This is a genomic window from Streptomyces sp. NPDC006552 (assembly GCF_040611655.1).
GTDB lineage: Bacteria > Actinomycetota > Actinomycetes > Streptomycetales > Streptomycetaceae > Streptomyces.
Window position 1 is genome coordinate 53,298 of record NZ_JBEXOS010000014.1, and the last position, 23,046, is coordinate 76,343.

The following is a 23,046-nucleotide window of genomic DNA, read 5'->3' on the forward strand; positions in this document are numbered from 1 at the left end:
CGGTCGGGCGGCGAGCCCCGGAGGTGGTTGCGCGGTGAACTGCCGTCGCCGGGCGTACGGTCGGAAGCATGCGCATTGTCATTGCAGGAGGTCACGGTCAGATCGCGCTGCGGCTGGAGCGGGTGCTCTCCGCGCGCGGTGACGAAGCAGCGGGGATCATTCGCAACCCCGAGCAGGGCGACGATCTGCGCGCCGCCGGTGCGGAGCCGGTGCTGTGCGACTTGGAGTCGGCGTCCGTGGAGGAGGTCGCGGCGCACCTCCAGGGGGCGGACGCGGCCGTCTTCGCGGCGGGCGCGGGGCCGGGCAGCGGCACCGCCCGTAAGGACACCGTCGACCGGGACGCCGCCGTGCTCTTCGCCGACGCGGCGGAGCGGGCCGGGGTGCGCCGGTACATCGTGATCTCGTCGATGGGCGCGGACTCCGCGCACCAGGGCGACGAGATCTTCGACGTGTACCTGCGTGCCAAGGGCGCGGCCGACGACGACGTACGCCGCCGCACGGGCCTGGACTGGACCATCCTGCGGCCCGGGTCCCTCACCGACGACGCGGGCACCGGACTGGTCCGCCTGGAGGCCTCGACCGGGCGCGGATCGGTTCCGCGTGACGATGTGGCCGCGGTCATCGCCGAGCTGGTGGACACCCCCGCCACGGCGGGCCTGACGCTCGAACTGGTCTCTGGTTCGGCGCCGGTGACGGTGGCCGTGAAGTCGGTCGCCGGGAACTGAGTCATCCCCGTACGCCGCTGAAGGCCGGCCCCGCTCTCGTAGGGGGCCGGAATTCAGAAGAGCGGTGGCTGCCCGGGCACGCGTCGGACGGTGCAGCTCCGTAGAGGCCCGAACTCAGAAGAGCGGCAGCTGCCCGGGCACGCGGGGGACCGCGTAGCCGTCCAGCGTGTCCTGCACCGCGCCGAGCTGCGCCCTGCGGCGGGAGCCGGGGCAGGAGACCAGCTCGCCCGCGGCGCGGGCCCCCGGTGGGTCGTGGCGGGCGAAGCGGCCGCCGACGACGGCGATGTCGCGTCGGCACTCGGGGCAGGTGCGGCGGCGGGAGGCTGCGGACGCGGTCGACGTGGATGGCGAAGACATGGGTCAAGTCTGCGTCGTGATCGGACCGGGCACACGGTGGACCCGCGCGCAGTTGCGGCCTCCCAGTCCGTCAGGGCCGTCTCGGGAGGTCTCCGGGCGAGCCCGGCGGCCAGCCCGGGTCATGGGGGCCACGGGGTCTGTCAGGACCGCCTGGCCCCTCGGGCTTCGGGTTCACGGGCTCATCGTGGGTGGGTGGTCGGCGCGGCCGCCGTGTGACTCCGCAGGGTCTGACGGGGCTGTCTGGGCCAGCGGGTTCGCCGACCCCGACGAGCCTGCATGGTCAGGGCCGCGTGACTCCGCAGGATCAGTCAGGGCCGCCTGAGCCCACGGGTTCACTGGCCCCGACGGGCCCGCGTGGTCGGCGCTGTGTGACTCCGACCTGGGCGACCCCGCCGAGCCCAGTGATCCCGCTGGAGCCGCCGCACCCGTCGCAGCGGCCGCGGTGGTCCGTACCGGCGCCCAGAGGGTTGCCGCCGAGGCAAGTGCGGCCGTCGCCGCGCCCAGCAGGACCGGCACATTGCCGAACCAGGCGGCCAGCGCGCCGCCCGCGAACGCCCCGGCCGGCACGGTCGCCAGCAGTACGGCCTGCACCAGCCCGGCGACCCTGCCCTGCAACTCGTCCGGGGTGAACTGTTGTTGCGTCGTCGTCATGGAGATCATCCAGACGGTGCCGGAGAGCCCGTAGATGACTTGGTAGGCGAGCAGCAGCACGAACGCGGGGCCGAGCGAAGCGGCCGGGATCAGGAAGACCGCGGCGCCGGCGACCAGGCCGCACACCTGGGTGGCGTGCCACAGCCCCGTGGTGCGGGCGAACCGTCCGGCGAGCAGCGCGCCTATGACCGTGGCCGCACTGTAGACGGCGTATGTGGCCCCTACCTGCCAAGCGTGCAGGCGCAGTTCACGAGCCGCATAGAAGACGTAGAGGGCGGTGGCGGCGCCGCTGCCGAGGTTGAGGCCCGCGCCGGACGCGACCATGCGGCGCAGACGCGGATGGGTACGGACGACGGCAAGACCCGAGCGCAGGGCGTCCAGGGGAGAGTCGTTGCTGTGCGTCCCCCGTATGTTGAGCGCGGCCGGCAGGGTGAGCACGAGGAGTGCCTCCGCCGTGTAGGCCGCGCTGCCCGCGAACAGGGCCGGGGCCGGACCGGCGAAGCCGGCCAGGACGCCGCCGAGCGCGGGGCCGCCGATCTGCCCGCTCGTCCGGGCCGCCGTCAGCGCGGAGTTGGCGCCGAGCAGCCGGCCGGGCGGGACGACGCGGGGCAGCGCCGCCTGGAGTGCCACCGAGAGAGTGAAGGTCAGGGCGCCGGAGACGGCGGCGACGAGGTACAGATGCCCGCGGGTCAGGTGCCCCGCCGTGTGCGCGGCCGGGACGGACCCGACGACGAGGGCCTGCGCAAGGGTGAGCGCGGCGAGCAGGTTCCGCAGGCGCACCCGGTCGACGAGGACCCCGGCGAGCGGGCTCAGCACGGCGCCGGGCAGGTACGTCAGGGCGAGCACCGAGGCCGCTCCGAACGGTCCCGCGTCCAGGCCCGTCACTGCCAGCAGCGCCAGGGCCAGGGCGGTGATCTGCCGCCCCAGCGAACTGGCGATCTGCTCGCCGCAGAGCAGCAGGAACGGACGGTGCCGCCACAGGGAGCTGTCGTCCGCCGTCCCCGTGTCCGTGCCCGTACTCACCCGTCAGATCCCGGTGCACGGCACGGGCCAGCGGCGCAGCCGTGGCGGCAGCGCCACCGCCCAGCCGTCGGCGATCAGCACGAGCCGTTCGGCGGCGAGCAGTTCGGCCGCCTCTCGCTGCACGGGCGTGAGCGCGTCGAGCGGCGTGGCCTCGTGCAGCGCGTCGAAGGCGCCCAGGAGGTCGGGGTGGTCGAGGGTGAAGCGGACCGAGGCGGGGCGTTCCCTGCGGTCCATGACGGTGACGAAGTCGGGGCCTCGGCGGTGGTAGAGCATCCCGTAGGCGTGTCCCGTCCGCCAGGCCGTCAACTCGGCGTGCTCTTCCGGGTGTTCGGCGGGCGGTGGTAGATGACGCAGAGCGCGGAGATTGAGCGCGTGGAGGTTATACGTATCAGGCGTGGAGTCGGGCTCGGGGCGCCTGGCGGGCCGTGCGACGTCATACGTAACACGCAGCCCGTGGCTCAGGCACTCGCGCAGGAACTGGACGGCTTGGGTGGTGGCGCGGCCCTCCGCATACGAGCCGCCGTCCCCGTCTCCATCCCCGTCCCTGTCCCCGCCCGAGCCTCCTGGCAGCGGCAGTGTCAGCGGCAGCGGCTCGGCCACGTGGACGTCGGTGCCTTGGATGCGGTGGGGGACGGTTCGCGGTAGGTCCGCATGGCCGGTCATCCGGTCACCGTCCCGGACGTGGAGGCGAACTCCTGTGCTGCCGACAGCGGTTCGGCCGGTACGGCGCCGATCTCGCGGTCGACGCGGATCGGTACGGTCCGGGTCGGCAGGGAGACGTACGTGCGGCCGTCGCGGAAGAGCAGGCCGAGCGCGAGGGCGTCGGCGAGCCATCCGTGTACCTCCTCGGCGGGGACCTCGTGGCCGTCTGCGGTCAGTCTGCGGTGGAGGGCGGGTTCGGTGCGGCCCTCCTCCAGGTGACGCAGGGCGGCGGCCTGCCAGCCGTTGAACCAGTAGGTGCGGTGCGGCCAGCCGTGCCGCCGGTCGCGTACCAGGAGGGCGTCCTTGTCGTCGCCCGTCTCCTCCACGACGAGGGAGGACATGCCGTGCCCGGCCCGCCACTGTGCGACGGCTTCCAGGAGCCGCCTCTCCACGTCCCCGCCGATACCGGCGTCCTCGGTGTCGAACAGGTAGACCAGGTCGGCGAGTTCGTCTTCCGGCAGGTCGTAGACATGGCCGTACATCTCGGCGGGGCGGCGTGCGGCGAAGCCGAGGGCGGGGTTCGTGAAGTGCGGGCTGAAGCGTTCCAGCTGGATGCGGTGGGCGCCGCCGGGCGGCTGGAGGTGGACGAGGGCCGGCATCTGGTCGAGCACGCGCGCGTAGTCCTCCGCGGTCTCGCCCGGGAAGCCGTAGAGGTAGTTCCACGTGCAGGTGATCGCGTGGTTGTCGAACTCACGCAGCGTACGGATGTTGCGGGCGCCGGTGACGCCTTTGTCCATGAGGGCGAGGACGCGGTCACTGAGGCTCTCGATGCCGGGCTGGAGCAGGACCGCTCCGGCCTCGCCGAGCAGGGCGATCTGTTCCCGGCTGAGGTTGGACTTCACTTCGTAGTGCATGCGCAGGTCCCAGCCGCTCTGGGCCGCGCGCGGCAGGAAATCCTTGAAGTACGCCATGTCGATGATGTTGTCGACGGTGACGACGTCGAGGAGGCGGTGGCGGCGCACCAGCCGGTCGATCTCGCTCCACAGGCGCTCGCCAGGTTTGGACCGGAAGGCCATGGCGGTGCCGTTGAGCCCGCAGAAGGTGCAATGGTGCTTCTCGCCCCACCAGCAGCCGCGGGCCCCTTCGACGACCAGTTTCGGGTACACGTACTCGATGACCGGCGAGGCCTCGATCTCCGCCTGCCACTGGTCGTAGTCGGGCGAGGGGATGTCGGCGGGAGCCACGGTGCGGCGGGTCTCGGTGTTGGCACGGGACACCGCGGGCTTCTGGGAGCCGTCCCACCAGCACAGGCCCGGTACGTCGTCGGGGGCCGTCCCCGCGTCCAGGTGGGCCAGGAGGGCGGGGAAGGCGTACTCCCCCTCGCCGCGCACCACATGGTCGACGTAGGGATGGTTGCGGTGCAGGGCGTGGCCCATGGGGCCGTCGCAGTTGCTGCCGCCGAAGACGACGGTGAGGCCGGGGCGGCGGCGTTTGAGTTCCCGGGCGAGGGCGAGGGAGGGCACGTTCTGCATGAAGGTGCTGGTGAACCCGGCGACATCGGGGTCGTGGGCGAGCACCTCGTCCGCGCACCGCTCGATGTACGCGGCGGCGTGCTCCCGCATCCGGGAGACGGTGTCGAGCGTGTCGGCACAGAGCCGGCGCCCGCGCGCGTACGTGTGGAGCTTTTCGACGCCCCAGTTCTCGTCCTCGTAGAGCACTCCGGAGAAGACCCAGTCGCCGAGCCCGTGGAAGATCGAGTCGCTGCCGATCGCTTCGTAGTCACCGGGGCGCAGCCGGCCCTCGGTGCGGGCGAGCAGGAACTCCGCCCAGCGCAGTGAGCCGTGGAACTCGCGCACCTCGTCGCCGGGGCGGACCTGCCGCAGCAGCTGGTGCAGCAGGCCCACCTGAAGAGAGGGCAGATCGATCGGGTGCCAGGGCATGGTCACCAGCTGAACGCGCATGCCGCCCTCTTCTTGATAGCTCAGCGGGTCGGCCGCTTCTCCATGATGGCCGGCCTGCGGTTGGTGCGTTCTTCCTCACGGATCACGGTCTTCTTGATCTCCATGCCTCCCCCTCGCCCCCTCGGGCTCGAACACCCGTATGCAATAAGGCGGTTCACCCTAAAGCTGCACCATGCGTCACACAAGGGTGCTGGTTGCACAGAGCCACGGAGCGACGGAGGGCCCGCCACACAGGGGCGGGACGGCCGCGTGCGGCCCCGAGAGGGCCGGAACGTCGAGGGGTGGGGCCCCAGGGGCCGGGGAGCGCCTAAAGGGCTGACGCGGGCCCTGAGGGCGGGCGCCACCGAAGAGCCTGGAACACGACGAAGCCCCCTCCGGAATCCGGAGGGGGCTTCCCCCAAGTGTGGCGGCGCCAGGATTCGAACCTGGGAAGGCGAAGCCGGCAGATTTACAGTCTGCTCCCTTTGGCCGCTCGGGCACACCGCCTTGGGTTCGCTGCCCCGGGCCCCGCTCGGTGGCGGTGCTCGCTGGCAACGACGTAAACAATACCTGATGCGCGGGGGTGCTTCGCCACCCGATTGATCGACGGTGGGGCGCCGGGCGGTGGCTAGGCTTTGCACGCGGCGCCACCGCTTCGGCGAGCGCCGGACCAGAACCCGATCGGAAACCGATCAGTCCCCGATACAAGGAGCCACAGGACATGGCCGACTCCAGTTTCGACATCGTCTCGAAGGTCGAGCGGCAGGAGGTCGACAACGCCCTCAACCAGGCCGGCAAGGAGATCTCGCAGCGCTACGACTTCAAGAACGTGGGCGCCTCCATCTCCTGGTCAGGCGAGAAGATCCTGATGGAGGCCAACTCCGAGGAGCGGGTCAAGGCCATCCTCGACGTCTTCCAGTCCAAGCTGATCAAGCGGGGCATCTCGCTGAAGGCGCTGGACGCCGGTGAGCCGCAGCTGTCCGGCAAGGAGTACAAGATCTTCGCCTCCATCGAGGAGGGCATCTCCCAGGAGAACGCCAAGAAGGTGGCGAAGATCATCCGCGACGAGGGCCCCAAGGGCGTCAAGGCGCAGGTGCAGGGCGAGGAGCTGCGGGTCAGCTCCAAGAGCCGTGACGACCTGCAGGCCGTGCAGGCGCTGCTCAAGGGCCAGGACTTCGACTTCGCGCTGCAGTTCGTGAACTACCGGTAGGTGCGTGCGTAGGCGCCGGGAGTTTCCTCGCCTACAGGGACGCTTTCCTCGCCTATGGGGACGAAGGGGCGGCACCCGGTCGGGTGCCGCCCCTTCGTCCTGCTGCCGACCGTGCTCAGCGGCGGCTGCGGGAGTGGCCGAAGAAGATGCGGTACGCGATCAGGAGCACGAGTGCGCCGCCGATCGCGGAGACCCAGGTCGCGCCGTCGTAGAAGTCCTTGCTGATCGGGCGGTCGAGCCAGCGGGACGATATCCAGCCGCCGATGAAGGCGCCCGCGACGCCGATGAGCGTGGTGCCGATCAGGCCGCCCGGGTCGCGGCCCGGGAGCAGGATCTTGGCGATGGCACCGGCCAGCAGTCCCAGGATGATCCAGCTGATGATGCCCATGCCGTGTACTGCCCTTCTGGTGTGCCGAGTCGCGCGCTGTGCTGTGTCGCGCTGCTGCCCAGAAGGACGAGAAACAGGCCGGGAACGGTTGCGTCGTCCGTGCGGGCCCCGGTGGCGCGGGCGCTCAGCGCGCCGCGAAGGGCCGGTCCGTGGAGACGATGTCGCGGCCCAGAGGCATCAGCGACACCGGGATGAGCTTGAAGTTGGCGATGCCGAACGGAATGCCGATGATCGTGACGCACAGGGCGATGCCGGTGACGATGTGCGCGAGCGCCAGCCACCAGCCGGCGAGGACCAGCCACAGCACGTTGCCCACACAGGACGGGGCGCCCGCGTCCCTGCGCTCGACCGTCGTGTATCCGAAGGGCCACAGGGCGTAGACGCCGATCCTGAAGGCGGCCACGCCGAACGGGATGCCGATGATCGTGACGCACAGCAGCAGGCCCGCCAGTACGTACCCGCAGAACAGCCAGAAGCCGCTCAGGACGAGCCAGATGACATTCAGGATCGTCTTCATCGGGGGCCACCTGCCATCTGCTCGAGCCGGGCGATCCGCTCCGCCATCGGCGGGTGCGTGGAGAACATCTTCGACATGCCCTGGCCGGGCCGGAAGGGGTTGGCGATCATCATGTGGCTCGCCGTCTCGATGCGCGGCTCCGGGGGCAGCGGCAGCTGCTTCGTGCCGGCGTCGAGCTTGCGCAGCGCGCCGGCCAGGGCCAGCGGGTCGCCGGTCAGCTGGGCCCCGGAGGCGTCCGCCTCGTACTCCCGGGAGCGGCTGATGGCGAGCTGGATCAGGGAGGCGGCGAGCGGGCCCAGGATCATGACCAGGAGCATCCCGAAGATTCCGGGGCCCTCGTCGTCGTTCGACCGGCCGACCGGGATCAGCCACGCGAAGTTGACCAGGAACATGATCACGGAGGCGAGGGCGCCTGCGACCGACGAGATCAGGATGTCGCGGTTGTAGACGTGGCTCAGCTCGTGCCCGATGACGCCGCGCAGCTCCCGCTCGTCCAGGAGGCGCAGGATCCCCTCGGTGCAGCACACCGCCGCATTGCGCGGGTTGCGGCCCGTCGCGAACGCGTTCGGTGCCTCTGTCGGGGAGATGTACAGCCGGGGCATGGGCTGGCGGGCCTGGGTGGAGAGCTCGCGGACCATGCGGTAGAGCGCGGGTGCCTCGAACTCGCTGACCGGGCGGGCCCGCATCGCGCGCAGGGCCAGCTTGTCGCTGTTCCAGTACGCGTACGCGTTCGTCCCGATCGCGATGACGAGTCCGATGACGAGCCCGGTGCGGCCGAAGAAGCTGCCGATGACGAGGATGAGGGCCGACAGGCCCCCGAGGAGTACGGCTGTCTTCAACCCGTTGTGCCGGCGGTGCACGGTACGCCCTCCTGATGGTGCGGCAGGGGAACCCACTGCTTGCTTGCTGCTTCCCACTGGGCCCGCGGATCGGTGCGGGTGGCTGCTGGTGTCTACGTCCAGTGGACCCTCCCGTACTGGTCAACGCCAGACGAGGGGGACGAGTTCCCTGGTGCGCGCCCGGGCGGGGGCGCTGGTGTAGGCCGTACGGGTCAGCGCTGCTGCGGCATGATGCCCGCGACCTCCATGGCCTTCTCGTCGGGCTCGATCTCGCTGGTGCAGTGCGGGCAGCGGGTGGCGATGCCGGGGATCTGGCTGAAGCAGCGGGGGCAGTCGCGCAGGGCGGCCTTGATGTCGATCGGCTTGTTGCGGTCGGTGCGCGCCGTGATCTTCATCATGGGCACGACGATCAGGAAGTAGAGCACTGCGGCGGTGATCAGGAACGCGACGCCCGCGTTGATGAGCTTCCCGTAGGGGAAGCGGACGCCTTCGAGAGTGAAGTAGGCGTCCGAGTAGTTACCGATCGAGCCGGTGGCCCAGCCCAGGAGCGGGGTGATGAACGCGGCGGTGAAGGCCGTCACCAGTGCCGTGAACGCCGATCCGACGGCGAGGCCCACCGCCATCGACACGATGTTGCCGCGAAGGATGAAGTCCTTGAAACCGCTCAGCACGCTACTGCTCCTGGGAAGGGTGATCGTGGGGAGATTGCTTGTTTGCTGCGACCCAGGAACGTACCAAATTGGTGCTTTAGGAATCTGCCGCGTCACGAGAACAGTCCACTGTCCACAAAGTGAAGGATCAATTGTGGAGCTCCGGACAGGGCCACACCCACGGCGGCCGTGACCGCGATGGCGGCTGTGAGCGGCAAGGAGGTGCGGTACGCGGCCGGCTCGCCCTCGGGAGCGCGGAAGAGGGCCGCGGTCCACTGGAGGTAGTAGAAGAGCGCGATGACGACGTTCACGGCCATGACGACGGCCAGCCAGCCCAGGCCCGCTTCGACGGCGGCCGAGAAGACCGTGACCTTCGCGAAGAGACCGATGATGCCCGGCGGCAGACCCGCCAGGCAGAGCAGGAAGAAGCCCAGGACGAGCGCGGCGAGCGGCCGGGCGGCGTACAGCCCGCGGTAGTCGCTGAGGCGGTTCAGCGGCCTCGTGCGGGCGACCAGGGCGGCCACGGCGAAGGCGCCGAGGTTCACGGCCGCGTACATGAGGGCGTAGGCGAGCGTGGAGCCGATCGACTTCTGGGGGTCGTCCGTATAGGCAGCCGAGGCGATCGGGACCAGGAGGTAGCCGGCCTGGCCGACGGAGGACCAGGCGAGGAGGCGTACGGCGCTGTACGCGCGCGTGGCCTGCTGGCGCAGGGCGGCGACGTTGCCGACGGTCATCGTCAGGGCGGCCAGGGCGGCGAGCGCCGGGCCCCACACGTCGGCGTAGGACGGGAAGGCGATGACGGTGACGAGGATGAGGCCGGTGAAGCCCACCGCCTTGCCGATGACTGACAAGTAGGCGGCGATCGGCAGCGGCGCGCCTACGTAGGTGTCCGGTACCCAGAAGTGGAACGGTACGGCCGCCGTCTTGAAGGCGAAGCCCACGAGGGTGAGGGCGACACCGGCCTGCGCGAGGGTGTGGAACTGGCCGTCCACGTGGGTGAGTCCGGTGGCCACCTTCGTGAGGTGCAGGGTGCCCGTGGTCGCGTAGACGAAGCTCACCCCGAGGAGGGTGACGGCGGTCGCGGTGACCGACGACAGGAAGAACTTCAGGGCCGCGTCGGAAGAGCGCCGGTCGTCGCCCTTGAGGCCTACCAGGGCGAAGGCCGGCAGTGAGGCGACCTCCAGGGCGACGACCAGGGTCGCGAGGTCGCGGGAGGCGGGCAGCAGGGCGGCGCCCACGGCGGAGGACAACAGCAGGAACCAGAACTCCCCTTCGGGGAGCGGCTTGTCCGCGCGCTTCGCGTCCTTCAGGGTGCTGATCGACAGCAGGGCCGTGAGCAGGGCGCCCGCGAGGACGAGGAACTGGATGACGAGGGTGAAGCGGTCGGCGGTGTAGCTGCACGTCTTCTGGGCGGCATCCAGGCAGAACGTGGAGCGCGCGTCGCCGATCAGCGGGAGCAGGGACAGTCCCGCCGCGGCAAGGCCCGCCACGGAGACCCAGCCCAGGAGGGGCTTGCGCCGTTCGTCCAGGAAGAGGTCGGCGACCAGGACGGCGAGCGCGACGACCGCGGCGATCGTCGGCGGGGCGATCGCGACCCAGTCGACGGACTGGACGAGGGACGCCACGGAGGGCGCGGCGACGGCGATCACTGGAGGCCTCCTGCGAGGAGCTTCTGCACGGCCGGGTCGGTGAGGCCGAGCAGGGCGGCGGGCCACAGACCCGCGAGGACGGTGAGGGCGACGAGCGGGGTCCAGGCGGCGAGTTCGTATCCGCGCACGTCGGCGAGGTCCGGCGCTTCGCGGTCGCGCGGGCCCATGCAGACGCGGCGGACCACGATGAGCATGTACGCGGCGGTGAGCAGGGTGCCGAGTGCGGCGATCGCCATGAACACGAGGAAGGCCGGGCGGCTGAGGCCGCCGGCGGGCCGGAACGCGCCGAACAGCGCGAGCATCTCGCCCCAGAACCCGGCGAGTCCGGGCAGTCCGAGCGAGGCGACGGCGGCGAAGGCGAGCAGGCCGCCGAGGCGGGGTGCCTTGCCGTAGAGGGCCATGCCGCCCTGCTCGGACAGGGTGTCGAGGTCGCTGGTGCCGGTCCGGTCCTTGAGCGCGCCGACGAGGAAGAAGAGGAGGCCGGTGATGAGGCCGTGGGCGATGTTGGCGAAGAGGGCGCCGTTCACGCCGGTCGGGCTCATCGTCGCGATGCCGAGCAGGACGAAGCCCATGTGACCGACGGAGGAGTAGGCGATGAGCCGCTTGAGATCGCCCTTCGCGCCCGGCTTGGCGAGGTTCAGGCAGGCCAGGGAGCCGTAGATGATCCCGATGACGGCGAGCGCGGCGAGGTACGGCGCGAAGATCCGCATTCCGTCGGGGGCGATGGGGAGCAGGATCCGGACGAACCCGTACGTACCCATCTTGAGCAGGACGCCGGCGAGGAGGACGGAGCCGACGGTCGGGGCGGCGGTGTGCGCGTCGGGCAGCCAGCGGTGCAACGGCCACATCGGGGTCTTGACGGCGAGCCCGATCCCGATCGCCAGAACTGCGATGACCTGCACCGATGTGGTCAGTCCCGAGCCGTTGTCAGTGGCGAGTGCCATCATGTCGAACGTGCCCGACTTAACACCGATAAGGAGGAGGCCGAGGAGCATCACGACCGAGCCGAGCAGCGTGAAGAGGATGAACTTCCAGGCGGCCGCGGTGCGTTCGGCGCCGCCCCAGCGTGCGATGAGGAAGTACATCGGGATGAGGACCATCTCGAACGCGAGGAAGAACAGGAGCAGGTCGAGCACGGCGAAGCTGGCCAGCGTGCCCGATTCCAGCACCAGGACAAGGGCGACGAAAGCCTTCGGGGACGGCCCGCTCGGCGGCTTGAAGAGGGAGTACAGCGCGCAGAGGAAGGTCAGCAGCGCGGTGAGCACCAGAAGGGGGAGGGAGATGCCGTCGATGCCGAGGTGGATCCGCACGTCGAGCGCGGGGATCCAGCTGATGTCCGTCGTGGCCTGCATCTTCGACGGGTGGTCGTGGTCGAAGCCGAGCGCGAGGACGAGCGCGGCGATGAGGATCGCGCCGGTCACGGTCACACCGTGGCGGAGCACGGCCCGGTCCGGGGAGTCCCCCTTCAGTCCGGGCGGGGCGGGCAGGAGAGCGGCGACGGTGCCGATGAGCGGCCCGGCGACGATCAATGCGAGAAGGAACTGCATCACGGATTCGCTGATATCGATCACGGCTGCTCACGCTCCGGCGGTGGCGACGAGGACGACGGCGACCACCAGGACGAGGGTGCCTGCGAGCAGTGCGCTGAGGTAGGTCTGCACGTTGCCGGTCTGGGCGCGGCGCACGGCCCGGCCCAGCGCCCTGGGGGTTTCGGCGGCCGCGCGCACGTACGTGTCGACGACCGCGTGGTCGAGGAAGCGGACCAGCGCGGCGGCGGCCTGGACCGGGCGGACGAAGAGCATCGTGTAGCCGGCGTCGAGGTGGAAGCCGGCGGCGGCGTGCCGGTGCAGCGGGCCGAGCAGCAGCCGACCCGGGTCGGCCGGGTCGGTGGCGCCCGCGATGTCCCCGTAGGCGGCCGTGTGCGTGGCGATGGCCTCGGACTCGACCAGACCGCCGTCGCCGGCCCCGGTGTCGACGGCGACCGCGCCGATCGGGTACCGGCGGGCGGCCGTCGCCGTGGTGTGGCGCCAGGCCCCGTACGTGACCAGGACGCCGACGAGGGCGAAGCCGGTGCCGAGGACGGAGGTGGTCAGGGTCGGGGTGAGCGAGCGGCCGTCGAACCAGTCGGGCAGGACGCCGGTGGCCAGACCGAAGGCGAGAGAGGGGACCGCGAGGACCCACAGGACGACGCTGAGCACGGCCGGCTGACGGCTGTGGTCGGGGGCCGGCGTGCCCCGGCCGTGGAAGGCGAGGAGCCACAGGCGGGTCGCGTAGGCGGCGGTGAGCAGGGCCGTGACCAGACCCGCGACGAGCACGATCCAGCCGGCGGCGGCCGGGACGCCGTGCTCGTGGCCGGTGGCGGTGTGCTCGGCGGCGCCGAGGACGGCCTCCTTGGAGAAGAAGCCGCTGAAGGGCGGGATCGCGGCGAGCGCGAGCAGCGCCACGGTCATCGTCCAGAAGGCGTCGGGGACGCGGTCGCGGAGGTGGCCCGTGCGGGCCATCGCGGCCAGGGAGTTGGTGCCGGCGGCGTGGATGACCACGCCCGCCCCGAGGAACAGCACGGCCTTGAAGGCGCCGTGCGTGAGGAGGTGGAAGACGGCGGCGTCGCGGTCGCCGACGGCGAGGGCGCCGGTCATGTAGCCGAGCTGGCCGACCGTCGAGTACGCGAGGACGCGTTTGATGTCGTCCTGGGCGAGGGCGGCGAGGGCCGAGCCGGCCATGGTCACGGCGGCCATGACGGCCAGCACGATCAGGGCTGCCCGCGAGGCGGCGAAGACCGGGAGGAGGCGGGCGACGAAGTAGACGCCGGCGGCGACCATCGTCGCGGCGTGGATCAGTGCGGAGACGGGCGTGGGGCCCGCCATCGCGTCGGGCAGCCAGGTGTGCAGTGGGAACTGCGCGGACTTGCCCGCCACGCCGGCGAGGAGCAGCAGGGCGATCAGGGTCGGGTGGTCGAGGCCGCCCTCGCTGGTGACCTTGCCCAGGATCGTCGTGATGCGGAAGGAGCCCGCGTCGGTGGCGAGCGCGAACAGGCCGATCAGGAAGGGGACGTCGCCCAGCTTCGTGACGAGGAACGCTTTGAGGGAGGCGGACCGGGCCTCGGGGGTCTCCCAGTAGTGGCCGACGAGGAAGTACGAGCAGATGCCCATGACCTCCCAGCCGACCAGCAGCACCATCAGGTCGCCCGAGTAGACGACGAGGAACATCGCGGAGGTGAAGAGCGAGACGAGAGCGGCGTAGGAGGGGTAGCGCGGGTCGTCGCGGAGGTAGCCGGTCGAGTAGAGCTGGACGCAGGTCGCGACCAGGCCGACGAGGAGGGCGACGAGGGCGGCGAAGCCGTCGATGTGCAGGGCGAGTTCGATCGGCACGGAGCCGGTCGGGGTGAGTTCGGTGTGCGCGTCGAGGGCCGTGGTGCCGTTGCCGGTGCCGCCGCCCTGCTGGGCGGCGACGACGACGGCGAGGGCCAGGGCGGCCAGCGTCGGCAGCACGGCCAGCGGGCGGACGAAGCCGGGGGCGGTGCGGCCGAGCAGGAGGCCCGCGGCCGCGCCGAGGAACGGCAGGAGGGGGACGAGGACGGCGAGGGTCGTGGTGGTCACGCGGTGGCCTCGGCCTTCTTGTCCGCGACGTCGGCTGCCGCCGGGGTGGCGGAGGGGGCGTGCGGGTTGTCCGGGTCGTCGTGCGGGTCGTCGTCCGGGTCGCGGGGCTCGGCGGAGTCGCGGAGCTTGTCGATGTCGGCGGTCCCGCGGTTGCGGTGGACGGCCAGGACGATCGCCAGGCCGATGCCGATCTCGGCGGCGGCGATGGCGATGGTGAACAGGGTCAGGGCCTGGCCGGAGTGGAGGGCGTCGCGCAGCCAGACGTCGAAGGCGACGAGGTTGAGGTTGACGGCGTTGAGCATCAGCTCGACGGACATCAGGACGAGGATCGCGTTGCGGCGGGCCAGGACTCCGTACAGGCCCGTGCAGAAGAGGAGGGCGGCCAGGACGGCGGGGTAGGCGAGGTGCATCAGCGGTTGCCCTCCCGGCGGGCGGGAGCGGAGGCGGTGGCGGTGGCGGTGTGTGCTGCCGCGCCGGGCCCGGGCTCGGCCGCGTTCTTCTTGCGGGACAGGACGATCGCGCCGACCAGGGCCGCCAGGAGGAGGACCGAGAGGGCCTCGAAGGGCAGCACCCAGTGCCGGAACAGGATGGAGCCGGTCACGGCCGTGTTGCCCCCGGCGGCCACGTCCAGGTCGATCCAGGTCGTGCGGAAGGCGTCGACGACGACCCAGACCAGGGCGGCCGCGGCGGCGAGGGCCACGGTCAGGGCGGCCCAGCGGTTGGGGCTGTCCGCGTCCGGGGACCGGCCGATGGGTGCGCGGGTCAGCATCAGCCCGAACAGGAGGAGGACGACAACGGAACCGACGTAGATGAGGACCTGCACCCACGCGATGAACTCGGCGGTGAGCAGGAGGTACTCGACGGCGAGGCCACCGAGGGCGACGACCAGCCACAGGGCGGCGTGCACCAGCTGCTTCGTGGTGACGGTGACGAGTGCGGCGCCGAAGGTGACCAGGCCGACGAGGACGAAGGCGATCTCGACGCCCGTCGGGGAGAGGAACCCGTGGCTGCCGGCGGCCGTGGTGACGGCGGCCGAGGCCGCCGATGCGGCGGGGGTCATGCGGGCGTCTCCTCTCCGGGGTCGTCGTCGGGGGCGGGGTCAGGTGTGGCGGGCTTGGCGGGCGGGTTCGGCGGTTCGGGCGGGGGTGCCTGTGCGTCTGGGGTGCCCGGGGTTGCCTGCGCATCCGGGGTGGACTGGGCCGCCGAGGTTGACCGCCCCGCCGGGGTCACCCGCGCATCCGGGCCCGCCTGCGCACCCGGGGTCGCCTGCGCTTCCGGAGTCGACCGTCCCGCCGGGGGCACCTGCGCATCCGGGGTGGACTGGGCCGCCGAGGTTGACCGCCCCGCCGGGGTCACCCGCGCGCCCGGGCCCGCCTGCGCATCCGGAGTCGACCGTCCCGCCGGGGGCGCCTGCGCATCCGGGGTCGCCGAGGGTGGCCGGGTCGCGGCCAGCTTGTCCGCTGCTTTGCGGGCCGCCGCCAACTCCTTCGGTTCCTCGGCCGCCGGGTCGAGCGCGGGCGGGGACGGGACCGTCCACATCCACTCGCGGAGCTTGTCGCGTTCGTGGGTGAGGTCGCGGATGTCCGTCTCGGCGTACTCGAACTCCGGCGACCAGAACAGCGCGTCGAAGGGGCACACCTCGATGCAGATGCCGCAGTACATGCAGAGGGAGAAGTCGATGGCGAAGCGGTCGAGGACGTTGCGGCTGCGTTCGCGGCCGCCCTCGACGGCGGGCGGGACCGTCTCCTTGTGGGAGTCGATGTAGATGCACCAGTCGGGGCATTCGCGGGCGCACAGCATGCAGACCGTGCAGTTCTCCTCGAACAGGCCGATCACGCCGCGGGTGCGGGGCGGGAGTTCGGGCTGGGCGTCGGGGTACTGCTCGGTGACGGTCTTCCTGGTCATCGTGCGGAGGGTGACGGCGAGGCCCTTGGCCAGGCCGGCCCCGGGGAGCGGAGGCACTAGACGATCGCCACCTTCACGATTCCGGTGAGCGCGATCTGCGCGAGGGCGAGGGGGATGAGGGTGGTCCAGGCGAGTTTCTGGAGCTGGTCCTCGCGCAGCCGCGGGTAGGAGACGCGCAGCCAGATGACGACGAACGCCAGGACCGCCGTCTTGAGCAGGGTCCAGACCCAGCCCAGACCGTCGGCGCCCCACGGGCCGTGCCAGCCGCCGAGGAAGAGGACCGTGGTCAGACCGCACAGGACGACGATGCCCGCGTACTCGGCGAGGAGGAAGAGCGCGAAACGCAGCCCGGTGTACTCCGTGTACGCGCCGAAGATGATCTCGGAGTCCGCGACCGGCATGTCGAAGGGCGGGCGTTGCAGTTCGGCGAGGCCCGCCACGAAGAAGACCAGGGCGCCCACGATCTGCCACGGCAGCCACCACCAGTGGAAGGCGTCGAGGATGCCGGGCAGCGAGACCGTGCCCGCGGCCATCGCGACGGAGGCCGCCGCGAGCAGCATGGGCAGTTCATAGGCGAGGAGCTGGGCCGCGGTGCGCAGGCCGCCGAGCAGGGAGAACTTGTTGGCGCTGGCCCAGCCTGCCATCAGCGAGCCGAGCACGCCGACGCCCATCACCGCGAGCACGAAGAAGATGCCCGCGTCGATGGCCTGGCCGACCGCGCCGTCGCCGGGGCCCACCGGGATCGCCAGGAGGACGAGGAGGTACGGCAGCAGGGCGACGGCGGGGGCGAGTTGGAAGACGCGGCGGTCGGCGTCGGCCGGTACCACGTCCTCCTTCTGCGCGAACTTGACGCCGTCGGCGACGAGTTGGGCCCAGCCGTGGAAGCCGCCCGCGTACATGGGGCCGAGGCGGCCCTGCATGTGGGCCATGACCTTGTGCTCGGTCTGGCCCACGACCAGGGGCAGCACCAGGAAGGCGACGAAGACGACGACGAGGCGCAGGGCGACGTCGAGAGCGTCGTTCACTGCGAGCCTCCGTCGGTCTTGTCGTTGTCGTGGTCGTCACGGGTGCCGCTGGCGTCACCAGTACCACCGCCGTCACGCGTACCGCTGGCGTCACCAGTACCGCCACCGTCACGCGTACCACCGCCGTCACGCGTACCGCTCTCACCGGCCGGCTCCGGCCCAGGTTTCGGGTCCTCGTCGAACGCCGGCTTCGCGTGGTGCCAGGGAGCGTCAGCGGAGCGCGGCGCGGCCGGGCCCGCACCCGGCGTCGGCGTCGGGCGCTGGCTCGCCGAGCCCTCGGACACGCTGCGCGCGCGCCGGGCGGGCCGTGCCGGGCGGGCCGGGGTGTCCGGTCCGACCGGGGTGGGAGCAGCCGCGGCGTCCGGGGCGGCCGGAGCCGCCTGGCTCGCCGAGCCCTCGCTCGCCGACCGCGACCGCCGAGCCGGACGCTCGCCCGGACCACCACCCGCCCCGGCGCCACCCGCACCCGCACCCGGACCCGCACCAGCACCGCCCCCCGCCGAACGCGCAGGCCGCGCCCCCCGCGCCGGACGCGCCGGGGCCGGCGGCATCTGCCCCTTCATGGGGCCCCAGTCGTTCGGGTCGGGGACGCCGGGCGGCAGCATCTGGCGGCGCTTGGGGCCGCCGTGCTCGGACTCCCCCGGCTCCTTCGCGCCGGGCCAGGCCTTCGCGACGCGCGCCGCGAGGACGAAGTCCTTGCGCAGCGGATGTCCCTCGAAGCTGTCCGGCAGCAGCAGCGGAACCAGGTGCGGATGGCCGTCGAAGCCGATGCCGAACATCTCGTGCGTCTCGCGCTCGTGCCAGGCCGCGCCCGCGTACTCCTCGACGGCCGACGCGAGCACCGGCGCGGAGTGCGGCACGGTGGTGCGCAGCAGCAGACGGCGTACGGAACCGGGGGCGACGGCGGCGACGTGCGCGCAGACGCGGAAGCCGAGCTCCGGTTCGTCGACGGCGCTCAGCCAGTCGAAGTAGGTGCACCCCAGCGTCGTACGGGCCGTCCGCAGCGCCTCGGTCCACGTGCCGGGCGGGACGTCGACCGTCAGCAGGTCGTACGCCTCCTCGACGGTGGCGTCCGCGCCGAACAGTTCCTCGACGGGGTCCGGCAGCCAGCTCATCGGTCACCGCCCGCGGCGGGCGGCCGCACGAGACCGCTGCTCAGCGCCGCCGCGGAGGGGCGTCCGGCGGCCGCGTCGGCGGAGGCGTACCGCTCGCCGAGCGATTCGCGGGCGATCTTCTCCTGGAGCTTGAGGATGCCCTGGAGCAGCGCCTCCGGGCGGGGCGGGCAGCCGGGCACGTACACGTCGACGGGGATGATCTGGTCGACGCCCTTGGTCACCGCGTACGAGTCCCAGTACGGGCCGCCGCAGTTGGAGCAGGCGCCGAAGGAGATGACGTACTTCGGCTCCGGCATCTGCTCGTACAGGCGTTTGACGGCCGGGGCCATCTTGTCGGTGACCGTGCCGGAGACGACCATCAGGTCGGCCTGGCGCGGGCCCGGGGCGAACGGGATGACGCCGAGCCGGATGAAGTCGTGCCGGGCCATGGACGCGGCGATGAACTCGATGGCGCAGCAGGCGAGCCCGAAGTTGAAGACCCACAGGCTGTAGCGGCGGCCCCAGTTGAGGACCACCTTCATCGGCTCGGGGGCCAGGCGGGAGAGCACGCCGAGCCGCTTCGGCTCCGGCAGGAGAACGGGCGCGGGCTCGGGGGTCTCGCGGCTCACGTCCATGTGAGGACGCCCTTCTTGTATGCGTACAGCAGGCCCACGGCGAGGAAGCCGAGGAAGAGGAACATCTCCACGAGCGTCGCCGCACCGTATCCGGGCGCGGCGAAGACGGTCGCCCAGGGGAAGAGGAAGACGGAATCGACGGCGAAGATCACGTAGAGGAAGGCGTAGACGTAGTAGCGGACCTGGGTGTGGGCCCAGCCGTCACCGACGGGGTCGACCCCGCACTCGTAGGTGAGGAGTTTCTCGGGGGTCGGCACGACCGGGCGCAGCAGGCGGCCGGCGCCGAAGGCCACCGCGACGAAGAGCACGCCGACGACGGCGAGCAGCCCGACCACCGAGTACGCGTGGAAGTACGCCGCCGCGCTGACGGTCCCGGCCGGGTCCGCCATGGCCGTCGTCACGCCTGTCGGCACGTCTGGTGGCACGTCTGTCGGCACGTCTGTCGCCCCTCGCGTGTTCGTGTTCGACGATGTACGCACGGGAGTCTAGGGCCTGTTAAAGGGAGGGTAAGCAGCCGGTGCGGCGCGTGGTCCCCGTGGCGGCCGGGGGTGGGGTTATCCCCAGTTCTTCCCCGGCGGTCCGCCTCATGGCGCGGCGGCCCCGGCGCAGGGCACCCTTTCGGCTATGACCGACCCACTCGACTCCCTCGGCCCCCCGGGCGACCGGCCCGCGCCGCCCCCGCCGCGTCTCGCCTACTCCCGGCACACCTGGAAGGAGATCGCGTATCTCCTGAGCAGTTTCCCGCTCGCCGTGCTCGGCTTCGTGTACGCGGTGACGCTGCTGGCGGTCGGCGCCGGTCTGACCGTCACGGTGATCGGGCTGCCGCTGATCGCGGCGGGGCTCTCGGGGGCGCGGATGCTCGGCCGGGCGGAGCGGGCGCGGGCCCGCAAGCTGCTCGGGGTACACGTCGACGAGCCGAGTCCGCTGCCGCGGCGGCGCGGAGACGGCTTCTTCGGGTGGTTGTGGAACGGCCTGAAGGACTCGGTGGGCTGGCGCGCCGTGCTCTACGAGGTGATCCGGCTGCCCTGGGGCGTGCTGACCTTCGCGGTGACGCTCACCGGCCTCTTCGTGCTCTGGCCGGTGCTGCCGTTCGTGGCGCGCGGCCTCACCAACGCCGACCGGGCCATGGTGCGCGGGCTGCTGTCGCCCTCGGACGAGCTGGAGCGGCGGATCGAGGAGCTGGAGTCGGACCGCGGGGTCGTCGTGGACACGGCCGCGGCCGATCTGCGCCGCATCGAGCGCGATCTGCACGACGGCGCACAGGCCCGCCTGGTCAATCTGGCCATGGGGCTCGGCCTGGCCAAGGAGAAGCTCCTGGAGGACCCGGACGCGGCGGCCGAGATGGTCGACGAGGCGCACGGCGAGGTGAAACTCGCCCTCCAGGAGCTGCGGGACCTGGCGCGCGGCATCCATCCCGCGGTCCTCACCGACCGGGGCCTGGACGCGGCGCTCTCCTCGGTGGCCTCGCGGTGCACGGTCCCGGTGAAGGTGACGGCCGAGCTGCCGGAGCGGCCCGCCGCCGCCATCGAGGGCATCGCCTACTTCACCGTCTCCGAGCTGCTCCAGAACGTCAGCAAGCACAGCCGCGCCACGATGGCCTCCGTCGACGTGTGGCGGTCGGGGGAGCGGCTGCTGATCCAGGTCCAGGACGACGGGCAGGGCGGCGCCAGCCTCGACAAGGGCACGGGCATGTCCGGGCTCGCGGAGCGGCTCGGCGCGGTCGACGGGCTCTTCGTCGTGGACTCGCCGGCCGGCGCCGGAACGACGGTCACGGCCGAACTGCCCTGGCGCGACCGGTCCCGCCCATAGGTACGGCGCGGCCCCGAAGGTAGGGAAAACCCCCGGTCCAAGACGCCGACCCACCGCATGGCCCGGGACCTCGCGCCCGAGGAACCTGGAGGTGGAGCAGCGGCCCCCGAGCAGAAACGGACGACACCCATGGCCACGGAGCAGTACGGATACCGCAGCGAGTACTCGTACGACGACGAGCCCCGCCCCCGGCGGCGCGGGCTCGGCCGGCTGCCCGCCGGGCTGCGGGCGCCGGTCGAGGGGCGGGCCTGGCGGGAGTTCGGCTACGTGCTGCTCAGCCTGCCGGTCGCGATCGCGGCGTTCACCTGGTCGGTGACGATGATGTCGCTCGGCGCCGGGCTGCTCGTCACCTTCGTCGGGGTGCCGGTGCTCGCGGCGGCGCTGGCCGGGGCGCGCGGCATCGGCGCCCTGGAGCGGGCGCGGGCGCGGGGCCTGCTCGGCCTGGAGGTCAGGACACCGGAGCCGGTGCGGCCGCGCGCGGGCGGACCGCTGGCCTGGATGGGCGCGACGCTCAAGAGCGGGGTCTCCTGGCGCCATCTGGTCTACACGGTGCTGCACTTCCCGTGGGCGGTGTTCTCCTTCTCCGTCGCCGTCGCGTTCTGGACGACGGGCTGGACGCTGCTGACGTATCCGCTGTGGCAGTGGGTCTTTCCGATGTACGCGGGCCAGGCCGGGTTGCAGCTCTACGGTGACGAGGCGCACTCCGTGTATCTGAACAACCCGTTCGAGATCACGCTGACCGCCGCCGTCGGTCTGCTGGTCACGCTGGCGACGCCGTGGATCGTGCGGGCGCTGACGACCGTGGACCGGGTGATGGTCGCCGGGCTGCTCGGCCCGTCGCGGCTTGCGACGCGGGTGGTGGAGCTGGAGTCGGACCGGGGGGTCGTCGTCGACACAGCCGCCGCCGACCTGCGCCGCATCGAGCGCGACCTGCACGACGGCGCGCAGGCCCGCCTGGTCAATCTGGCCATGGACCTCGGCCTGGCCAAGGAGAAGCTGAGCGAGGACCCGCAGACGGCCGCCCGCATGGTCGACGAGGCGCACGGCGAGGTGAAGACGGCGCTCCAGGAGCTGCGCGACCTGGCCCGCGGCATCCACCCGGCGGTGCTGACCGACCGGGGCCTGGACGCCGCGCTCTCCTCGGTGGCCTCGCGGTGCACGGTCCCGGTGGCGGTCGAGGTCGACCTGCGCGAGCGCCCGGCCCCGGCCATCGAGGGCATCGCCTACTTCACCGTCTCCGAGCTGCTGCAGAACATCAGCAAGCACAGCCGCGCGACGCGGGCCACGGTCGACGTGTGGCGGTCGGGCGCGCGGCTCATGCTCCAGGTGAGCGACAACGGGGCCGGCGGCGCGGACGCCGCCACCGGCTCGGGGCTCGCGGGCCTCGCCGAGCGGCTCGACGCGGTCGACGGCATCCTCCTGGTCGACTCCCCGGCGGCCGGACCGACCCGGATCACGGCCGAACTGCCGTGGCGCCGCGCGTGACGCCTCCCGCGTGAGGTGACCGGCCGGGGCCGGGTGCGCTGCGGCGCCACCCGCCCCGGCCGCAGTCATGTTCCCCCTAGTTCTCGCCGCCCGGGCCCGTCCCGCCGTGGATCCTGGGATGCTGGACCCTGTCAGAACTGGCCGCTGTGACAGGTGCACAGGGGTACTGGGGGGCCGGAAAACATGGAGGACAGCGTGCGGGTGGTCATCGCCGAGGATTCAGTGCTGCTCAGGGAGGGCCTGACCCGGTTGCTGACCGACCGCGGGCACGAGGTCGTCGCCGGGGTCGGGGACGGGGAGGCGCTGGTCAAGACCATCACCGACCTGGGCGCGCAGGACCAGCTGCCGGACGTGGTCGTCGCGGACGTCCGGATGCCGCCGACGCACACGGACGAGGGGGTGCGCGCCGCGGTGCAGCTGCGCGGGCGCTACCCGGGGCTCGGGGTCCTGGTCCTGTCGCAGTACGTCGAGGAGCAGTACGCCACCGAGCTGCTCGCCGGTTCCAGCCACGGCGTGGGCTATCTGCTCAAGGACCGGGTGGCCGAGGTGCGGGAGTTCGTGGACGCGGTGGTCCGCGTCGCGGAGGGCGGCACGGCGCTGGACCCGGAGGTGGTCGCGCAGCTGCTCGGGCGCAGCCGCAAGCAGGACGTGCTGGTCAACCTCACACCACGCGAGCGCGAGGTCCTCGGTCTGATGGCGGAGGGCCGCACCAACTCGGCGATCGCCCGCCAGCTCGTGGTCAGCGACGGCGCGGTCGAGAAGCACGTGAGCAACATCTTTTCGAAGCTTGGCCTGTCGCCGAGCGACGGGGACCACCGGCGCGTGCTGGCCGTTCTGACCTACCTCCGGTCCTGACCGGCGGCGCGCGGCGGGGCGGGACGGCGCACCGTCCGAATTCGACTGCCA

At 71.8% G+C, this 23,046-nt stretch carries 22 protein-coding genes, 1 tRNA gene and 1 pseudogene; 5 read left to right on the forward strand and 19 right to left on the reverse strand.

Features of this window, described 5'->3' with window-relative positions:
- Window positions 1-68 precede the first annotated feature (68 nt).
- Window positions 69-725 carry an SDR family oxidoreductase gene (locus tag ABZY33_RS11470; RefSeq protein ID WP_356491300.1) on the forward strand — a complete coding sequence of 219 codons (657 nt, stop codon included), beginning with the start codon at window positions 69-71 and terminating at the stop codon, window positions 723-725.
- Between the two features lie 114 nt (window positions 726-839).
- On the opposite strand, the gene ABZY33_RS11475 is transcribed toward ABZY33_RS11470, so the two are convergent.
- The 5 genes from ABZY33_RS11475 to ABZY33_RS11495 all read right to left on the reverse strand — a co-directional run bounded on the left by ABZY33_RS11475 (window position 840) and on the right by ABZY33_RS11495 (window position 5,845).
- On the reverse strand, window positions 840-1,082 hold the full coding sequence (locus tag ABZY33_RS11475) for a hypothetical protein (protein WP_356491301.1): 243 nt from the start codon (window positions 1,080-1,082) through the stop codon (window positions 840-842).
- Between the two features lie 171 nt (window positions 1,083-1,253).
- A complete protein-coding gene (locus ABZY33_RS11480; protein ID WP_356491302.1) occupies window positions 1,254-2,756 on the reverse strand; it encodes an MFS transporter in 1,503 nt (500 codons plus the stop codon).
- A gap of 3 nt (window positions 2,757-2,759) precedes the next feature.
- Window positions 2,760-3,419: a DUF5825 family protein gene (locus ABZY33_RS11485; protein ID WP_356491303.1), complete on the reverse strand. Its 660-nt coding sequence runs from the start codon at window positions 3,417-3,419 to the stop codon at window positions 2,760-2,762.
- The gene (locus tag ABZY33_RS11490) at window positions 3,416-5,359 is read right to left on the reverse strand and encodes a RiPP maturation radical SAM C-methyltransferase (RefSeq protein WP_356491304.1); all 1,944 of its coding nucleotides are present in this window, start codon (window positions 5,357-5,359) and stop codon (window positions 3,416-3,418) included. The genes ABZY33_RS11485 and ABZY33_RS11490 overlap by 4 nt, the downstream gene beginning before the upstream one ends.
- Before the next feature lie 404 nt (window positions 5,360-5,763).
- Window positions 5,764-5,845 (reverse strand) — tRNA-Tyr (locus ABZY33_RS11495).
- A 214-nt stretch (window positions 5,846-6,059) separates the two neighbouring features.
- Between ABZY33_RS11495 and ABZY33_RS11500 the strand changes: the two genes are divergently transcribed.
- Complete coding sequence (locus ABZY33_RS11500; RefSeq protein ID WP_018528313.1) at window positions 6,060-6,548, forward strand: YajQ family cyclic di-GMP-binding protein; 489 nt, start codon at window positions 6,060-6,062, stop codon at window positions 6,546-6,548.
- Between the two features lie 115 nt (window positions 6,549-6,663).
- On the opposite strand, the gene ABZY33_RS11505 is transcribed toward ABZY33_RS11500, so the two are convergent.
- The 14 genes and pseudogenes from ABZY33_RS11505 to ABZY33_RS11570 all read right to left on the reverse strand — a co-directional run bounded on the left by ABZY33_RS11505 (window position 6,664) and on the right by ABZY33_RS11570 (window position 19,235).
- Complete coding sequence (locus tag ABZY33_RS11505; RefSeq protein ID WP_356491305.1) at window positions 6,664-6,936, reverse strand: GlsB/YeaQ/YmgE family stress response membrane protein; 273 nt, start codon at window positions 6,934-6,936, stop codon at window positions 6,664-6,666.
- A 124-nt stretch (window positions 6,937-7,060) separates the two neighbouring features.
- Window positions 7,061-7,453: a YccF domain-containing protein gene (locus ABZY33_RS11510; protein ID WP_356491306.1), complete on the reverse strand. Its 393-nt coding sequence runs from the start codon at window positions 7,451-7,453 to the stop codon at window positions 7,061-7,063.
- Entirely contained in the window at window positions 7,450-8,313 is an 864-nt protein-coding gene (gene htpX / locus ABZY33_RS11515; RefSeq protein WP_356491307.1) for a zinc metalloprotease HtpX, read from the reverse strand. The genes ABZY33_RS11510 and htpX overlap by 4 nt, the downstream gene beginning before the upstream one ends.
- A gap of 191 nt (window positions 8,314-8,504) precedes the next feature.
- Complete coding sequence (locus ABZY33_RS11520; RefSeq protein ID WP_356491308.1) at window positions 8,505-8,963, reverse strand: MscL family protein; 459 nt, start codon at window positions 8,961-8,963, stop codon at window positions 8,505-8,507.
- A gap of 92 nt (window positions 8,964-9,055) precedes the next feature.
- The gene (locus ABZY33_RS11525) at window positions 9,056-10,591 is read right to left on the reverse strand and encodes an NADH-quinone oxidoreductase subunit N (protein ID WP_356491309.1); all 1,536 of its coding nucleotides are present in this window, start codon (window positions 10,589-10,591) and stop codon (window positions 9,056-9,058) included.
- Window positions 10,588-12,162 carry an NADH-quinone oxidoreductase subunit M gene (locus ABZY33_RS11530; RefSeq protein ID WP_356491310.1) on the reverse strand — a complete coding sequence of 525 codons (1,575 nt, stop codon included), beginning with the start codon at window positions 12,160-12,162 and terminating at the stop codon, window positions 10,588-10,590. Before ABZY33_RS11530 ends, ABZY33_RS11525 begins: the two co-directional genes overlap by 4 nt.
- A gap of 6 nt (window positions 12,163-12,168) precedes the next feature.
- Complete coding sequence (locus tag ABZY33_RS11535) at window positions 12,169-14,187, reverse strand: NADH-quinone oxidoreductase subunit L (protein WP_356491311.1); 2,019 nt, start codon at window positions 14,185-14,187, stop codon at window positions 12,169-12,171.
- Window positions 14,184-14,597 (reverse strand): NADH-quinone oxidoreductase subunit NuoK, encoded by a 414-nt coding sequence (gene nuoK / locus ABZY33_RS11540; RefSeq protein WP_356491312.1) that lies wholly within the window; start codon window positions 14,595-14,597, stop codon window positions 14,184-14,186. Before nuoK ends, ABZY33_RS11535 begins: the two co-directional genes overlap by 4 nt.
- Window positions 14,597-15,247 carry an NADH-quinone oxidoreductase subunit J gene (locus ABZY33_RS11545; protein WP_356491313.1) on the reverse strand — a complete coding sequence of 217 codons (651 nt, stop codon included), beginning with the start codon at window positions 15,245-15,247 and terminating at the stop codon, window positions 14,597-14,599. Before ABZY33_RS11545 ends, nuoK begins: the two co-directional genes overlap by 1 nt.
- A gap of 383 nt (window positions 15,248-15,630) precedes the next feature.
- A pseudogene (locus tag ABZY33_RS11550) lies at window positions 15,631-16,149 on the reverse strand (NADH-quinone oxidoreductase subunit I); the annotation flags it as partial.
- The gene (locus ABZY33_RS11555; protein WP_356491314.1) at window positions 16,149-17,117 is read right to left on the reverse strand and encodes a complex I subunit 1 family protein; all 969 of its coding nucleotides are present in this window, start codon (window positions 17,115-17,117) and stop codon (window positions 16,149-16,151) included. The pseudogene ABZY33_RS11550 and the gene ABZY33_RS11555, both read right to left, overlap by 1 nt.
- Window positions 17,114-18,232 (reverse strand): NADH-quinone oxidoreductase subunit C, encoded by a 1,119-nt coding sequence (locus tag ABZY33_RS11560; protein ID WP_356491315.1) that lies wholly within the window; start codon window positions 18,230-18,232, stop codon window positions 17,114-17,116. Before ABZY33_RS11560 ends, ABZY33_RS11555 begins: the two co-directional genes overlap by 4 nt.
- Window positions 18,229-18,846, reverse strand: a complete 618-nt coding sequence (locus ABZY33_RS11565; protein WP_356491316.1) for an NADH-quinone oxidoreductase subunit B family protein — start codon at window positions 18,844-18,846, stop codon at window positions 18,229-18,231. Before ABZY33_RS11565 ends, ABZY33_RS11560 begins: the two co-directional genes overlap by 4 nt.
- Window positions 18,837-19,235 (reverse strand): NADH-quinone oxidoreductase subunit A, encoded by a 399-nt coding sequence (locus ABZY33_RS11570; protein ID WP_356491366.1) that lies wholly within the window; start codon window positions 19,233-19,235, stop codon window positions 18,837-18,839. Before ABZY33_RS11570 ends, ABZY33_RS11565 begins: the two co-directional genes overlap by 10 nt.
- A gap of 235 nt (window positions 19,236-19,470) precedes the next feature.
- Here ABZY33_RS11570 and ABZY33_RS11575 point away from each other — a divergent pair, with 235 nt between their 5' ends.
- From ABZY33_RS11575 to ABZY33_RS11585, 3 genes are all read left to right on the forward strand, one after another.
- Window positions 19,471-20,655, forward strand: a complete 1,185-nt coding sequence (locus ABZY33_RS11575) for a sensor domain-containing protein (protein WP_356491317.1) — start codon at window positions 19,471-19,473, stop codon at window positions 20,653-20,655.
- 129 nt (window positions 20,656-20,784) lie between these two features.
- A complete protein-coding gene (locus ABZY33_RS11580; protein ID WP_356491318.1) occupies window positions 20,785-22,140 on the forward strand; it encodes a sensor domain-containing protein in 1,356 nt (451 codons plus the stop codon).
- A 183-nt stretch (window positions 22,141-22,323) separates the two neighbouring features.
- Window positions 22,324-22,995 (forward strand): response regulator transcription factor, encoded by a 672-nt coding sequence (locus tag ABZY33_RS11585; RefSeq protein WP_356491319.1) that lies wholly within the window; start codon window positions 22,324-22,326, stop codon window positions 22,993-22,995.
- The last annotated feature ends 51 nt before the right edge of the window (window positions 22,996-23,046 follow it).

Coding starts and splice junctions, on each gene's coding strand:
- ABZY33_RS11470 (WP_356491300.1), top strand. CDS start 69: ATGCGCATTGTCATTGCAGGAGGTCACGGTCAGATCGCGCTGCGGCTG.
- ABZY33_RS11475 (WP_356491301.1), bottom strand. CDS start 1,082: ATGTCTTCGCCATCCACGTCGACCGCGTCCGCAGCCTCCCGCCGCCGC.
- ABZY33_RS11485 (WP_356491303.1), bottom strand. CDS start 3,419: ATGACCGGCCATGCGGACCTACCGCGAACCGTCCCCCACCGCATCCAA.
- ABZY33_RS11490 (WP_356491304.1), bottom strand. CDS start 5,359: ATGCGCGTTCAGCTGGTGACCATGCCCTGGCACCCGATCGATCTGCCC.
- ABZY33_RS11500 (WP_018528313.1), top strand. CDS start 6,060: ATGGCCGACTCCAGTTTCGACATCGTCTCGAAGGTCGAGCGGCAGGAG.
- ABZY33_RS11505 (WP_356491305.1), bottom strand. CDS start 6,936: ATGGGCATCATCAGCTGGATCATCCTGGGACTGCTGGCCGGTGCCATC.
- ABZY33_RS11510 (WP_356491306.1), bottom strand. CDS start 7,453: ATGAAGACGATCCTGAATGTCATCTGGCTCGTCCTGAGCGGCTTCTGG.
- nuoK (WP_356491312.1), bottom strand. CDS start 14,597: ATGCACCTCGCCTACCCCGCCGTCCTGGCCGCCCTCCTCTTCTGCACG.
- ABZY33_RS11545 (WP_356491313.1), bottom strand. CDS start 15,247: ATGACCCCCGCCGCATCGGCGGCCTCGGCCGCCGTCACCACGGCCGCC.
- ABZY33_RS11560 (WP_356491315.1), bottom strand. CDS start 18,232: ATGAGCTGGCTGCCGGACCCCGTCGAGGAACTGTTCGGCGCGGACGCC.
- ABZY33_RS11565 (WP_356491316.1), bottom strand. CDS start 18,846: ATGGACGTGAGCCGCGAGACCCCCGAGCCCGCGCCCGTTCTCCTGCCG.
- ABZY33_RS11570 (WP_356491366.1), bottom strand. CDS start 19,235: ATGGCGGACCCGGCCGGGACCGTCAGCGCGGCGGCGTACTTCCACGCG.
- ABZY33_RS11575 (WP_356491317.1), top strand. CDS start 19,471: ATGACCGACCCACTCGACTCCCTCGGCCCCCCGGGCGACCGGCCCGCG.
- ABZY33_RS11580 (WP_356491318.1), top strand. CDS start 20,785: ATGGCCACGGAGCAGTACGGATACCGCAGCGAGTACTCGTACGACGAC.
- ABZY33_RS11585 (WP_356491319.1), top strand. CDS start 22,324: ATGGAGGACAGCGTGCGGGTGGTCATCGCCGAGGATTCAGTGCTGCTC.